The organism is Jejuibacter sp. L23 (genome assembly GCF_050815825.1).
In the GTDB taxonomy this organism is placed as follows: Bacteria; Pseudomonadota; Gammaproteobacteria; order Enterobacterales; family Enterobacteriaceae; genus Jejubacter; species Jejubacter calystegiae.
Genome location: NZ_CP138199.1, coordinates 5107012 through 5120147, shown reverse-complemented (window position 1 = coordinate 5120147; position 13136 = coordinate 5107012). Strand labels below are relative to the sequence as shown.

Annotated in this window: 14 protein-coding genes; 13 read left to right on the top strand and 1 reads right to left on the bottom strand. The window is 57.1% G+C overall.

Going from position 1 to position 13136, the window contains the following annotated elements:
* Nucleotides 1–7 precede the first annotated feature (7 nt).
* Both cheA and cheW read left to right on the top strand, forming a co-directional pair.
* Nucleotides 8–1999, top strand: a complete 1992-nt coding sequence (cheA, locus tag SCU88_RS24415; RefSeq protein WP_175340149.1) for a chemotaxis protein CheA — start codon at nt 8–10, stop codon at nt 1997–1999.
* 26 nt (nt 2000–2025) lie between these two features.
* The gene (gene cheW, locus SCU88_RS24410; RefSeq protein ID WP_138094927.1) at nt 2026–2541 is read left to right on the top strand and encodes a chemotaxis protein CheW; all 516 of its coding nucleotides are present in this window, start codon (nt 2026–2028) and stop codon (nt 2539–2541) included.
* 294 nt (nt 2542–2835) lie between these two features.
* Here the strand turns inward: cheW and fliE are convergent, their stop codons facing one another.
* Nucleotides 2836–3177 carry a flagellar hook-basal body complex protein FliE gene (gene fliE, locus SCU88_RS24405; RefSeq protein ID WP_138094926.1) on the bottom strand — a complete coding sequence of 114 codons (342 nt, stop codon included), beginning with the start codon at nt 3175–3177 and terminating at the stop codon, nt 2836–2838.
* A 271-nt stretch (nt 3178–3448) separates the two neighbouring features.
* On the opposite strand from fliE, the gene fliF reads away from it, so the two are divergent.
* The 11 genes from fliF (at nt 3449) to fliP (ending at nt 13136) form a co-directional block, all read left to right on the top strand.
* The gene (fliF, locus tag SCU88_RS24400; RefSeq protein WP_175340148.1) at nt 3449–5176 is read left to right on the top strand and encodes a flagellar basal-body MS-ring/collar protein FliF; all 1728 of its coding nucleotides are present in this window, start codon (nt 3449–3451) and stop codon (nt 5174–5176) included.
* Nucleotides 5177–5179: 3 nt separating this feature from the next.
* Nucleotides 5180–6166: a flagellar motor switch protein FliG gene (fliG, locus tag SCU88_RS24395; RefSeq protein WP_138094924.1), complete on the top strand. Its 987-nt coding sequence runs from the start codon at nt 5180–5182 to the stop codon at nt 6164–6166.
* On the top strand, nt 6159–6869 hold the full coding sequence (fliH, locus tag SCU88_RS24390; protein ID WP_138094923.1) for a flagellar assembly protein FliH: 711 nt from the start codon (nt 6159–6161) through the stop codon (nt 6867–6869). Before fliG ends, fliH begins: the two co-directional genes overlap by 8 nt.
* The gene (gene fliI, locus SCU88_RS24385; RefSeq protein WP_138094922.1) at nt 6866–8242 is read left to right on the top strand and encodes a flagellar protein export ATPase FliI; all 1377 of its coding nucleotides are present in this window, start codon (nt 6866–6868) and stop codon (nt 8240–8242) included. The genes fliH and fliI overlap by 4 nt, the downstream gene beginning before the upstream one ends.
* Before the next feature lie 14 nt (nt 8243–8256).
* On the top strand, nt 8257–8706 hold the full coding sequence (fliJ, locus tag SCU88_RS24380) for a flagellar export protein FliJ (protein ID WP_175340147.1): 450 nt from the start codon (nt 8257–8259) through the stop codon (nt 8704–8706).
* Nucleotides 8703–9911 carry a flagellar hook-length control protein FliK gene (locus SCU88_RS24375; protein ID WP_138094920.1) on the top strand — a complete coding sequence of 403 codons (1209 nt, stop codon included), beginning with the start codon at nt 8703–8705 and terminating at the stop codon, nt 9909–9911. Before fliJ ends, SCU88_RS24375 begins: the two co-directional genes overlap by 4 nt.
* Nucleotides 9912–10066: 155 nt before the next feature.
* A complete protein-coding gene (gene fliL / locus SCU88_RS24370; protein ID WP_138094919.1) occupies nt 10067–10558 on the top strand; it encodes a flagellar basal body-associated protein FliL in 492 nt (163 codons plus the stop codon).
* A 5-nt stretch (nt 10559–10563) separates the two neighbouring features.
* Entirely contained in the window at nt 10564–11580 is a 1017-nt protein-coding gene (gene fliM, locus SCU88_RS24365) for a flagellar motor switch protein FliM (protein ID WP_138094918.1), read from the top strand.
* The gene (fliN, locus tag SCU88_RS24360; protein WP_138094917.1) at nt 11573–11977 is read left to right on the top strand and encodes a flagellar motor switch protein FliN; all 405 of its coding nucleotides are present in this window, start codon (nt 11573–11575) and stop codon (nt 11975–11977) included. The genes fliM and fliN overlap by 8 nt, the downstream gene beginning before the upstream one ends.
* Nucleotides 11977–12378 carry a flagellar biosynthetic protein FliO gene (gene fliO, locus SCU88_RS24355; RefSeq protein WP_138094916.1) on the top strand — a complete coding sequence of 134 codons (402 nt, stop codon included), beginning with the start codon at nt 11977–11979 and terminating at the stop codon, nt 12376–12378. The genes fliN and fliO overlap by 1 nt, the downstream gene beginning before the upstream one ends.
* Nucleotides 12375–13136: a flagellar type III secretion system pore protein FliP gene (gene fliP, locus SCU88_RS24350; RefSeq protein WP_138094915.1), complete on the top strand. Its 762-nt coding sequence runs from the start codon at nt 12375–12377 to the stop codon at nt 13134–13136. Before fliO ends, fliP begins: the two co-directional genes overlap by 4 nt.

Genomic DNA, 13136 nt, shown 5'->3' with positions numbered 1-13136 from the left:
AGCGATTATGGATATTAGTGATTTTTATCAGACATTCTTTGACGAGGCCGACGAACTCCTGGCGGATATGGAACAGCACCTTCTGGAGCTGGATCCGCAGACGCCCGATAAGGAGTTGATGAATGCGATTTTCCGTTCGGCTCATTCGATTAAAGGCGGAGCGGGAACATTTGGCTTCAGCATTTTGCAGGAGACCACGCACCTGCTGGAAAACCTGTTGGATGAAGCCCGCTGTGGTGAACTGGCGCTAAATGGCGACATCATCAACCTGTTTCTGGAAACCAAAGATATTATGCAAGAGCAACTAGAGGCTTATAAATCGTCCCAGGAGCCGGACAGCGCGAGCTTTGAATATATCTGTCAGGCGTTGCGCGAACTGGCGCTGGAGAACAAAGCCGCGAAGGAAGGCAACGCGCCAGAAACCGCGACCCCTTCTGCGCTTGCCCCGCAGGCACCGGTAGCCGTAGCGGCTGAGCATACTCACCTGCAGGTGACGCTGAGCAAATTAAAAGAGAACGAACCTGCGCTGTTGCTTGAAGAACTGGGCAATCTGGGCGCCGTTGTGGCGCATCAGCAGCAGGGAGACAGCCTGATTGCGACCCTGGACACCCAGACGCCAGCCGACGATATCGTTGCCGTGATGTGCTTCATCGTAGAGCCGGACCAGATTACCGCTGTGCCGGTGTCGGCCGAATTGGTCAAACCGACGGTGGTGCAAAACGAGCAGCCCGAACCCGCGGAAAAGCGTCCTGAAGCGGTACAGCCTAAAGCCCCGGCGGCAGTGGCCCGTCCACAGCGTAGCGCGGTCCAGGAGTCCAGCAGTATCCGCGTGGCGGTAGAGAAAGTTGACCAGATCATTAACCAGGTCGGCGAGCTAATTATCACCCAGTCCATGCTGTCGCAGCTGTCTACTTCGCTCGACCCGGCGATCAGCGGCGATCTGCTGAACAGCATCGGTCAGTTGGAGCGTAACGCGCGCGATCTGCAGGAGTCGGTGATGTCCATCCGTATGATGCCGATGGAGTATGTCTTCAGTCGCTTCCCGCGTCTGGTACGCGATCTGGCTGGCAAGCTGCAAAAGCAGGTGGAACTGACGCTGCATGGTGGTTCGGCTGAACTGGACAAGAGCCTGATCGAACGCATTATCGACCCGCTGACTCACCTGGTGCGTAACAGTATCGACCACGGTATTGAAGATGGCGAAACCCGCCTGGCGAAGGGCAAATCCGCCCGAGGCAACCTGATCCTCTCTGCGGAGCATCAGGGGGGCAACATCGTCATCGAAGTGATCGACGACGGCGCCGGTCTTAACCGGGAAAAAATTCTCGCCAGGGCGGTTTCTCAGGGGATGGACGTTAGCGAAAACATCAGCGACGAAGAGGTCTGGATGCTGATCTTCGCGCCGGGATTCTCTACTGCGGAAAAGGTGACGGATGTTTCCGGCCGTGGCGTGGGTATGGACGTTGTGAAGCGAAATATCCAGGACATGGGCGGTTATGTGGAAATCCGTTCCGAGAAAGATAAGGGTTCCACCATCCGCATTATCCTACCGTTGACGCTGGCGATCCTTGACGGGATGTCGGTCAGGGTAGGGGAAGAGACCTTTATTCTGCCTCTGAACGCGGTGATGGAGTCGCTACAGCCTCAGGAAAAAGCGCTGCACCCGATGGCAGGCGGCGAACTGATGTTGCAGGTGCGCGAAGAGTATCTGCCGTTGATTCAGCTCCATGAGGTGCTGAATATTAGCGATGCCCAGACTGAACCGGGCAAGGGAATTGCCGTTATTCTGCAGAGTGCAGGAAGACGATACGCGCTGCTGGTCGATCAGTTAATTGGGCAGCACCAGGTAGTGGTCAAAAACCTGGAGATGAATTACCGCAAAGTTCCCGGTATTTCCGCCGCCACCATTCTGGGGGATGGCAGTGTAGCCCTGATTGTGGATGTGGCCGCGTTGCCACTTTTATGTCGTGACAAACGTATCGCCGACGTCATTGCGTGACGGCAGCGTATCCAGGAGATATCAGCATGATGAGCATGACTTCAGACAACCAGATGGCGGTTGAAAACCTCGGACAGGAGTACCTGATTTTTGCGCTGGGCAATGAAGAGTACGGTATCGAGATTCTTAAGGTGCAGGAGATTCGCGGTTACGATCGCGTTACCCGCATCGCCAATACGCCGGAGTTTATTAAAGGTGTTACCAACCTGCGCGGCATTATCGTGCCGATCGTCGATCTTAGGGTCAAATTCGCTCAGGAAAATATCCGCTACGACAATAACACCGTGGTGATTGTCCTGAACGTGAACCAGCGGGTGGTGGGCATTGTGGTGGATGGCGTTTCTGATGTCCTTTCCCTGACCGCCGAACAGGTAAAACCGGCGCCGGAGTTTTCTGTGACGCTGTCCACCGAGTACCTGGTGGGGCTGGGGGCCATTGATGAGCGGATGGTGATTCTGGTCGATATCGAAAAACTGCTGAGCAGTGAAGAGATGGAGCTGGTTGATAAGATTCACGGTGACGCCAGCGCGCTTGCGCTGTAACTCTTCACCTTCCCCCTCACCCTAACCCTTCCCCCTCACCCTAACCCTCTCCCCAAAGGGGAGAGGGGACTATGCTGGCTTCGGCTTTTTCCTTCCTCTCTGAACTGAACGTATATACCAAAGGGGAGAGGGGACTATGCTGGCTCCGGTTTTCTGAACGTACATCTTAAAAGGGGAGCGGGGGTTATGTTAGCTTCGGTTTTCCCCCTCTCCCTTTTAGGGAGAGGGACGGGGTGAGGGTGATCAGCGGCTCCAGGGTCGGATTGCCTCTTTTCCTCCTCTCCCCATTCACAATCAGACCGGCATACTCATAATTTCCTGGTAGGCGCTCACCAGCTTATTACGCACCTGCACACCCAGGTTCAGCGCCAGGGATGACTTTTGCATCCCGACCATCACGTCATTCAGGCTCACGTCCGGGGCGCCGAGCATAAACTTCTCCGTCATGGCGGAAGACTGGTTACGAACTTCATTCAGGCTCTTCACGCTATCCAGCAGTACATCGGAAAAGCGGGTTTCGCTTTTTTCCTGCAAGGCGGAATTAAGATTAACGGCTGGCGACTGAATACCGCCGGATGCCTGCGCAGCCAGCGCTTGCATGCTTTCAACAACACTATTTATTGCCGGAACGGCCATATTTTCACCTTAAACCAGATTGTCGAATTGCTGATTATTTAGCCTGTTTCGCCAGGCTTGTATCAGTGTTGCGCACCATAACACAGTGGAATGCAAACAAAACCGGTAAATAGCAGGCAAAAAGGCAGGCTTATTCACCCATCGATATCGGTGCAAATCGCAAATAATGTCTACCCCGAAGCCGGACGCTAAAGAGTGTGGCCCTGAGGATCGGGTAACCCATTCAGTACGCGTTAATGACTTCATTTAGATAATCAGGCAGGAATATGGCATGAGTGCCCAGTCAAACGGCATACCCACGAATAAAACTGCAGGCCTAATGGCCCAACTGGAACGTTTTCGTGCAAACCCCAGACTTCTTTTACTCGTTTCCATAGCAGCGGCGGTGGCCGTGGTTATTGCGGCTCTGCTTTGGGCTCGCTCCCCTGACTATCGCGTCCTTTATAGCAACATCAGCGACCAGGATGGCGGTGCGGTGATTGCTCAGCTTGAACAGATGAAGGTGCCCTATCGCTTTAGCGATAGCGGCGGCGCGATCATGGTTCCGGCGGATAAAGTACATGACGCGCGCCTGAAGCTGGCTCAACAGGGATTACCGAAAGGTGGTGCGATAGGTTTTGAACTACTGGATAAAGAGAAGTTCGGCATCAGCCAGTTCAGCGAACAGGTGAACTACCAGCGCGCGCTGGAAGGTGAACTGGCGCGGACCATGGAAACTCTGGGGCCGGTGCGCAACGCGCGCGTCCACCTGGCTATTCCTAAACCCTCTCTTTTTGTGCGTGAGCAGAAACAGCCCACGGCATCCGTTACGCTGAACCTGTATCCGGGTCGCACCATGGATAGCGGTCAGGTGAATGCTATCGCCTATATGGTTTCCAGTGCGGTACCGGGTCTGCCAGTAGGCAACGTTACCGTGGTGGATCAGAGCGGCCGCCTGCTGACTCAGTCAGGCAGCGATGAACAGTCGTTGAATGCCTCGCAGCTTAAGTATATCGCCGAAGTTGAAGCCGATTATCAGCAGCGTATCCAGTCAATACTGGCGCCGGTGGTCGGCAGCCAGAACGTGCACGCGCAGGTGACAGCGCAGATTGACTTTTCGACCCATGAACAGACGGCGGAACAGTATCAGCCTAATAACAATCCGGAAAAAATGGCGCTGCGCAGCCGCCAGACCAGCCAGAGTCAGCAGGCCGGTATGGGCAACGTGGGTGGCGTGCCGGGAGCGCTAAGCAACCAGCCCGCACCACCGCCGAGCGCGCCGATTGAAACGCCGCCCGCCCAGGGGAATAACAACGCTAACGCTGGCGCCAACAACAATAACAACAACAATAACGCAGCGGCAGGAAATACGGTAAGCACCAACTCGACCCAGAGTGGCCCGTACAGCAATCGCAGCGATGAAACCGCCAACTATGAAGTGGACCGCACGCTGACCCATACCAAACGAGGCAAAGGTAATATTGAGCGTCTGTCCGTTGCGGTGGTGGTGAACTATCAGAATGACGAAGAAGGTAAGCAGGTCGCCCTGAGCCAGGCGCAGATGGATCAGATCAATCAGCTGGTACGCGGTGCGATGGGCTACTCAACCGATCGCGGCGATAACCTGAGCGTGGTGAATTCGCCGTTCACCGATAACAGCGAGCTGAGCGTGGAACTGCCGTTCTGGCAGCAGGATCGCTTCATCGACCTGATGCTCTCTGGCCTGCGTTATCTGGTAGTACTTCTGGTGGCGTGGATTCTGTGGCGTAAGGGCATTCGTCCGCAGCTCGAGAAACAGCGTGAACTGACGCGCATGCAAATCGAGGCCGATAAAGAAGCCCGTCGGGCCAAACCGGAAGCGCCGCGCCAGAGCACCCGTGCCGAGCAGGAAGAGAACGCCCGTGCCCAGTTGCGTACTGAAACAGAAATGCACAGCCAGACCATCCGCAACATGGCCGACCAGGAGCCGCAGGTGATTGCCCTGGTGATCCGTCAATGGCTAAGTAAAGAGCAGAAATAACCCATGAATGCGATTGAGAAGAGCGCCATCCTGATGATGACGCTGGGAGAAGCCCGGGCTGCTGAGGTGTTTAAACACCTCAACAATCAGGAAGTGACCCAGATCAGCTCCGCGATGGTCAACATGACCAGCTTTACCCATGAGCAGCTGGCCGAAGTCCTGCGCGAATTCCATAAAGATGCGGCGGACTTCTCCGCCCTGAGCGTAAATACCAATGACTACGTGCGTAGCGTCCTGGTGAAGGCGCTGGGTGAAGAGCGCGCCTCCAGCCTGCTGGAAGATCTGCTGGATTCTCAGAACAGTACCAACGGTATCGAAACCCTGAACTTCATGGAGCCTCAGATGGTGTACGATCTGATCCGCGAAGAGCATCCTCAGATCATCGCGACCATCCTGGTGCATCTCAAACGCGGCCAGGCGGCGGACGTACTGGCACGATTCGACGACCGCGAGCGCAACGACATCATGCTGCGTATCGCGACCTTTGGCGGCGTTCAGCCGGCGGCGCTGCAGGAACTGACCGAAGTGCTTAACAACCTGCTGGATGGTCAGAACATCAAGCGCAGTAAGATGGGCGGTATCCGTCCGGCGGCGGAGATCCTGAACCTGATGAAATCGCAGCAGGAAGAGGCGGCCATCGAGGCGGTTCGCGAATACGACGGCGAACTGGCGCAGAAGATTATCGACGAAATGTTCCTGTTCGAAAACCTGGTCGAAATGGAAGATCGCAGCATTCAGCGCATCCTGCAGGATGTGGAAAACGAATCGCTTATCGTTGCACTGAAAGGGGCTGAACAGCCGCTGCGCGACAAGTTCTTCCGCAATATGTCCCGTCGCCAGGCCGAGATTCTCAGCGAAGATCTCAGTTCCCGCGGCCCGGTACGTATGTCTCAGGTCGAGACCGAGCAGAAGAGCATTCTGATGGTGGTGCGCCGCCTGGCGGAAAGCGGCGAGATTGTACTGAGCAGTGGCGAGGACGAGTATGTCTGACGGGCGTCTGAAGCACGACTGGCGCCGCTGGATGCCGGAAGATCTCGGTTCTCCCTTTGCGTCGCTGGATAGCCTGCCGCCGATTCCCGAGGCAGGCGTAGAGAGTAGCCCGGAAGAGAAGCTGGCCGAGCTTAACCGTCTGCGTCAGCAGGCGCAGCAGCAGGGTTACAACGAAGGACTGAAAAAGGGCGAAGAAGAGGGTCATGCCCAGGGCTATGAGCGCGGCCTTGAACAGGGCAAAGCCGAAGGGATCGAACTGGGTCTGGCGCAGGCCAAAGCCGAACAACAGGAACTGACAGACCAGTTCGCCAGCCTGTTGAAGGACTTTAACGTCACCATGGAAAGCCTGGATGAAGTGATTCCGGCGCGCCTGGTGCAGATGGCGCTCACCGCCGCCCGTCAGGTCATTGGTCAGGCGCCGATGTGCGATGCCAGCGCGTTGGTTGAACAGGTGCGTAAGCTGCTGCATGAAGAGACGCTGTTCAACGGCCAGCCGCAGCTTTGGGTCAGCCCGGATGATTATCCGATGGTTCAGGAACAGCTGGGCAGCACCCTGGAAAATCACGGCTGGCGTCTGTACTCAGACGGCAAGATCTTACGCGGCGGTTGCCGTATTTGTTCTACCGACGGCGAACTGGATGCCACCCTGGGGACTCGCTGGGAAGCGTTGTGCCATCTGACCCAGGAGGAGACGCTGTTATGACGGCGCGCCTCGACCGCTGGCTCAGTACCCTGAGCCGTAGTGAAAAGCGGATGAAGAACCTGGCGCCCTACCGTCAGTACGGCAAGCTGACCCGTGCCACCGGGCTGGTCATGGAGGCCACCGGACTGCAGCTTCCTATCGGCACCAACTGCATTATCGAACGTAATAACGGCCAGGGCATTGAGCAGGTGGAAAGCGAGGTGGTGGGCTTTAACGGCCAGATGCTCTATCTGATGCCGCTGGAGCAGGTAGACGGCATTCTGCCCGGCGCCCGCGTCTATGCCCCAGGCATGGTAAATGGCCTGCCGCCCGGTAAGCAGTTGCCCCTTGGCCCTGAGCTTCTTGGCCGGGTGCTGGATGCCAGCGCCCGGCCGCTTGATGGTAAACCCGCGCCGGATACCGGCTATCGCGCACCGCTAATTACCCCGCCATTTAACCCGCTTCAGCGGGTGCCGATCCATAACGTACTCGATACCGGCGTACGCGCCATTAACGGCATGCTGACCATTGGTAAGGGGCAGCGTGTGGGCCTGTTTGCGGGTTCCGGGGTGGGTAAAAGCGTGCTGCTTGGCATGATGGCACGTTACACAAAAGCCGATGTGATCGTCGTGGGACTGATCGGTGAACGCGGGCGCGAAGTTAAAGACTTTATTGAAAATATTTTGGGCGAAGAGGGCCTGAAGCGCGCCGTGGTCATCGCCGCTCCCGCGGACGTTTCCCCACTGCTGCGTATGCAGGGGGCCGCTTACGCTACGCGCATTGCGGAAGACTTTCGCGATCGCGGACAGGATGTACTGCTGATCATGGATTCGCTGACCCGTTATGCCATGGCGCAGCGCGAAATCGCGCTGGCCATTGGCGAACCGCCAGCCACCAAAGGCTACCCGCCTTCGGTATTCGCCAGGCTCCCCGCGCTGGTGGAGCGCGCCGGGAACGGCACCCAGGATGGCGGATCGATCACCGCGTTTTATACCGTGTTGACCGAAGGGGACGATCAACAGGATCCGATCGCCGACTCGGCGCGCGCGATCCTCGACGGCCATATCGTGCTGTCACGCCGTCTGGCTGAATCCGGTCACTATCCGGCAATCGATGTCGAAGCCTCTATCAGCCGCGCCATGACCGAGCTGATTGCCCCGGAACACTACAAGATGGTGAACACCTTTAAGCAGTTGATCTCCAGCTATCAACGCAACCGCGATCTGATAAGCGTGGGCGCCTACGCCGCGGGCAGCGACCCGCAGCTCGATCACGCTATCAGGATTTATCCGCAACTGGAGGCCTGGTTACAGCAGGGCATCCTTGAACGCAGCAGTTATGAAGAGGCACGCGAGGCGCTGTTTGCGCTGTTCCCCGACCTCTCTTCCCGGTAACACAGGAGGAATAAATGGCGACCGCTTCCCCAATGGACACCTTGCGAGAACTGGCCGAAGAGGCCTTGCAGGAGGCGACCACCCAGTTAGGCAAAATGCGTCTGGCCTGCCAGCAGGCGGAAGAGCAGCTGAACCAGCTCATTAACTATGAGCAGGAATACCGACAGCGGCTACATACCAATATGACGGCCGAGGGAATGGCGGCAACGAACTGGATGAATTATCAACAGTTTATGACATCCCTGGACAAAACCCTTGAGCACCATCGTCAGCATGTGGCTCAGTGCCAGCATCATGTCAGTCTGGCGCTGAAAACCTGGCAGGAGAAAAAGCAGCGTCTGAACGCGTTTGAAACGCTCAGAGACCGGGCGATGGCAACCCAGCTGCTGCGAGAGAACAAGCTGGATCAAAAATTGATGGATGAATATGCGCAGCGCGCGAGCCTGAGGAAGGATAACTTATGATTCCGAATACATTACCGAATATGGGCGTGGCGGGTCTGGCTGCTTCCTCGCCTGAGGCGCGCACTGCGAACGGGGAAGCGGATTTCGCGCTGCAACTGGCATCGGCGCTGCCTGGCGATGAAACGGTTGCCGACGTTATGCCGGAGATGACGACAGATACGCTGCCGCTGGCTGAAAAACTGATACAGCAGATTCGCGATGCGCTGGAATCTGGCACGTTGCCGGAAGGCACGGCGCTGGACGGCGGGCAGGTACAGCAGCTTCAGCAGTGGCTGGCGCAGCTCACCAATAGCCCGGAGCCGCAGACGCAGGAGCAGAAAGACGCGCTGCTTATGCGCCTTAGCGCCAGCGCTGACGGGGTGACCGGAGAAGAGGCCACAACGTTGCTTAAAAGCCTGATCGAAGATGAAGGTAAAGGCAAAACCACGCTGGCGTCAATCAGTGCCGCTACTACGTCGTCCGGCGGACATATTCCGGCGCTGGTGGCATCGGCGTTGAATATTGAAAAGCGCCGTTCCGGCCAGGAACAGGCGCCGGTGAACGATGCGCTGACCCAGGGCAAAATGGCGGTACAGCCCGAGATGACCGAGGCCAGCCGAGCCAACGCGACGGCGCTGGTGCAGGAATCCTCACTGCCTCAGGCGGGCGTCACGCATGAAACCCAGCCTCTGAACGCCGCGCTGTTGCGTCTGGCGCCGGAAGGGGGCACTACGGGCCACGCCAACGCGCTGGCGACCGCCAGTACCAATGCGGCGCCGGTCCTTAGTCAGCCGCTGGGCTCCGCCGCCTGGCAGCAGGCGCTGGGGCAGCAGCTGGCCATGTTTACCCGCAACGGTATTCACAACGCCGAATTGCGGCTGCATCCCCAGGATCTTGGCGCGCTACAGCTCAATATTCGTATGAGCCAGGAGCAGGCCCAGTTGCATATTGTCTCTGATAACCACCACGTGCGCGCCGCGCTGGAAGCGGCTATGCCTCAGTTGCGAACCTCACTGGCTGAAGCGGGTATCGAACTGAGCCAAAGCAGCGTCAGCGCCGATAATGCTGCGCCCTGGCAGGATGCTTCTGGTGAAAATCGTCAGGGGGGTGACGGCGAGGGTGGCAATGGCTCAGGCGCAGGCGGTAGCGGCCAGGATGAGGCCGAACAGACCACTGTTCAGACCCGAACCATCATGCGGCCAGGCGGTGTGGACACCTTTGCCTGATCCCGTTTTAACGGTCGATGTGGCGCTATTTTCCCGTGTTATTCGGACCATTGCTTCAAAAGTTTGCTGCGATAATGTGCAGCATATTATTGCGTTGTTGACGAAGTTTTAGCGCCGGGGCTGGCGCTAATGTTGTGAAAGGATCGAGAAATTCCATGGCAAAGAAAGATTCAGCGGATGAGAAGAAGAAAAAGGGGGGACTGGGGGTTGCTCTGTTTGCCCTCATCGCTCTGGGCGCCTGTGCCGCCGCCGGTTACACCTGGTATGAGCTGAAAAATGTTAAATCACAGATTGCCAATGGGGTCGAAGAACAGCCGCCCGTAGTCAGTCAGGTTCCGCTATATATGCCGCTGGAAACCTTTACCGTCAGCCTGAAGCCGACCGAAGAAGACGCCGATCGCGTGCTGTATATCGGTTTGACGCTGCGTCTGCGCGATGAAAACTCCCGGGCTCTACTGGAAGAGTTCTTACCGGAAATTCGCAGCCGCCTGCTGGTGCTGCTTTCTCAGCAGACCGCCGAACAGCTGGCGACCAACGACGGTAAAACGGCACTGAGCGATCAGATTAAAACGGAGCTGAATAAGCCTATTTCTGACCGTACTGCCGCCGTCACCGACGTGCTGTATAACGCCTTTATCCTGCGGTAAACGCCATGTCTGACAGCATCTTATCCCAGGCCGAAATCGACCGCCTGCTTAACGGCGGCAGTGGCGCGGAAAACGATACCGCTGCCCAGAACGCTGCTCTGCCGGGCGATAACGTGACGCCCTATGATCCCACTACGCAGCGTCGCGTGGTGCGTGAGCGTCTTCAGTCTCTGGAGATTATCAACGAACGCTTTGCCCGACAGTTTCGTATCGGGCTATTCAACCTGCTACGCCGCAGCCCGGATGTCACCGTCGGCAATATTAAGATTCAACCGTACCTCGAGTTCGCACGTAATCTGCCGGTGCCCACCAACCTGAACCTGGTGCACCTGAACCCACTGCGTGGTACGGCGCTGTTCGTCTTTTCGCCCAATCTGGTGTTCGTGGCCGTGGACAACCTGTTTGGCGGCGACGGGCGTTTTCCGACCAAGGTCGAGGGGCGTGAATTTACGCCGACCGAACAGCGCATCATCAAGCGCATCCTGAATATGGCGCTGGACGCCTACAGTGAAGCGTGGAGCTCCATTTATAAACTGGATGTCGAGTACGTACGTGCTGAAATCCAGGTGAAGTTTACCAATATCACCACGTCGCCGAACGATATTGTGGTGACCACGCCGTTTTACGTGGAGATTGGCGCGCAGAGCGGGGAATTTGAGATCTGTATCCCTTTTAGCATGATTGAGCCACTGCGCGAGCTGCTGACCAGCCCACCGCTGGAAAACTCGCGTCAGGAAGACGAACAGTGGCGCGATACCCTGGCCACCCAGGTGAAAGCGTCCGAAGTAGAGCTGGTCGCGAACTTCGCCCGGATCCCTACCCGTCTTTCGCGAGTGCTTAAGATGAAAGAGGGTGATGTCATTCCGATCGACGCGCCAGAACGCACCGAAGTGACGGTTGATGATGTCCCTGTGCTGTACGGGAAGTACGGCAGCCTGAATGGTCAGTACGCGTTGAAGGTAGAACACCTGTTTAACTCCGCATTACAGTCCCTGAACGACGAGGAATTACCCCATGAATGATACCCAACAGCCGTCCAGCCCGGAAAAGGAGTCTGTGGACGATCTTTGGGGCGAGGCGATGAGCGAGCAGCTCACCGCTGAAAGCAGCGCCGTTTTCCAGGCCCTGGATAAAGAAAGCCCGCAGATGAATCTGTCCGCCGATCTCGATCTGATTATGGATATTCCCGTCAAAATGACGGTGGAACTGGGGCGCACCAAGATGACTATCAAAGAACTACTGCGCCTGAGTCAGGGCTCAGTGGTGTCTCTTGACGGTCTGGCCGGTGAGCCGCTGGATATTCTGATCAACGGCTACCTGATAGCCCAGGGCGAAGTGGTGGTGGTGTCCGATAAATTCGGCATCCGCATTACCGATATCATCACGCCTTCCGAACGTATGCGCCGTCTGAGCCGCTGATGAAAAATCAGGTTTCCATCCCGGCGCCATCGGCGCCTGTGACCACGCCGGCTTCACTGATGGTGAACGTCGGCGGGGCACTCTGTTTTATCCTGTTGTTTATTCTGGCCATCGCCTGGCTGGTGCGCCGGTTTAACCTGACCTCGCTGAAGCACCCCGGTCAGCGGCTGCTGAGCGTTAAGAGTCAGTGCTCGCTGGGGCAGAAGGCGCAGGTGGCGGTGGTAGAGATTGAAGGCAAGTGGCTGGTGCTGGGCGTAACGGCGGAGCAGGTGACGCATCTGCATACCCTGGACGCTCGGGCGGCGGACGGAGAACCGGAAACCGGCAAAGCCGTCGTGGATTTTCAGGCGGCGCTGGGGGCGCTGCTGAAGAAGGGTCGTAAACCGGAGTCACCGCAATGAGCTTTACCCTGAACCGTCGTCTGATGCCGCTGCTGGCGCTGGCGTTTCTGATATTGCTGCCTGTACAGAGCGCGCTGGCCGCTGATGCGGGAATCGTGATTAGCCGACCGCTACCTGGCGGCGGCGAAAGCTGGTCACTGCCGGTGCAGACGCTGGTCCTGCTGACGTCGCTGACCTTCCTGCCCGCGGTGCTGCTGATGATGACCGGTTTTACCCGCATTATTATCGTGCTGGGTCTGCTGCGTAACGCCCTGGGCACGCCGTCGTCCCCGCCGAACCAGGTGCTGCTGGGACTGGCGCTATTCTTAACCTTTTTCGTGATGTCGCCGGTTTTCGACAAGGTGTATCAGGACGCTTACCTGCCGCTGTCCGAAGATAAAATTAATATGGAAACCGCCCTCGATCGTGCGGCCAGTCCGCTGCGTGAATTTATGCTAAACCAGACCCGGGAAACCGACCTGGCGCTCTATGCCCGGCTGGCGAAAGAGAATGGATTTCAGGGGCCGGAAGATGTACCGATGCGCGTTCTGCTGCCGGCGTTTGTTACCAGCGAGCTGAAAACCGCATTCCAGATAGGCTTTACCATCTTTATACCATTTTTGATTATCGACCTGGTGATCGCCAGCGTGCTGATGGCGCTGGGGATGATGATGGTGCCGCCAGCCGGTATTTCGCTGCCCTTCAAATTGATGCTGTTCGTTCTGGTGGATGGCTGGCAGCTATTGACCGGTTCGCTCGCCCAGAGCTTTTTCAGTTAA

Coding starts and splice junctions, on each gene's coding strand:
- cheA (WP_175340149.1), top strand. CDS start 8: ATGGATATTAGTGATTTTTATCAGACATTCTTTGACGAGGCCGACGAA.
- cheW (WP_138094927.1), top strand. CDS start 2,026: ATGATGAGCATGACTTCAGACAACCAGATGGCGGTTGAAAACCTCGGA.
- fliE (WP_138094926.1), bottom strand. CDS start 3,177: ATGGCCGTTCCGGCAATAAATAGTGTTGTTGAAAGCATGCAAGCGCTG.
- fliF (WP_175340148.1), top strand. CDS start 3,449: ATGAGTGCCCAGTCAAACGGCATACCCACGAATAAAACTGCAGGCCTA.
- fliG (WP_138094924.1), top strand. CDS start 5,180: ATGAATGCGATTGAGAAGAGCGCCATCCTGATGATGACGCTGGGAGAA.
- fliH (WP_138094923.1), top strand. CDS start 6,159: ATGTCTGACGGGCGTCTGAAGCACGACTGGCGCCGCTGGATGCCGGAA.
- fliI (WP_138094922.1), top strand. CDS start 6,866: ATGACGGCGCGCCTCGACCGCTGGCTCAGTACCCTGAGCCGTAGTGAA.
- fliJ (WP_175340147.1), top strand. CDS start 8,257: ATGGCGACCGCTTCCCCAATGGACACCTTGCGAGAACTGGCCGAAGAG.
- SCU88_RS24375 (WP_138094920.1), top strand. CDS start 8,703: ATGATTCCGAATACATTACCGAATATGGGCGTGGCGGGTCTGGCTGCT.
- fliL (WP_138094919.1), top strand. CDS start 10,067: ATGGCAAAGAAAGATTCAGCGGATGAGAAGAAGAAAAAGGGGGGACTG.
- fliM (WP_138094918.1), top strand. CDS start 10,564: ATGTCTGACAGCATCTTATCCCAGGCCGAAATCGACCGCCTGCTTAAC.
- fliN (WP_138094917.1), top strand. CDS start 11,573: ATGAATGATACCCAACAGCCGTCCAGCCCGGAAAAGGAGTCTGTGGAC.
- fliO (WP_138094916.1), top strand. CDS start 11,977: ATGAAAAATCAGGTTTCCATCCCGGCGCCATCGGCGCCTGTGACCACG.
- fliP (WP_138094915.1), top strand. CDS start 12,375: ATGAGCTTTACCCTGAACCGTCGTCTGATGCCGCTGCTGGCGCTGGCG.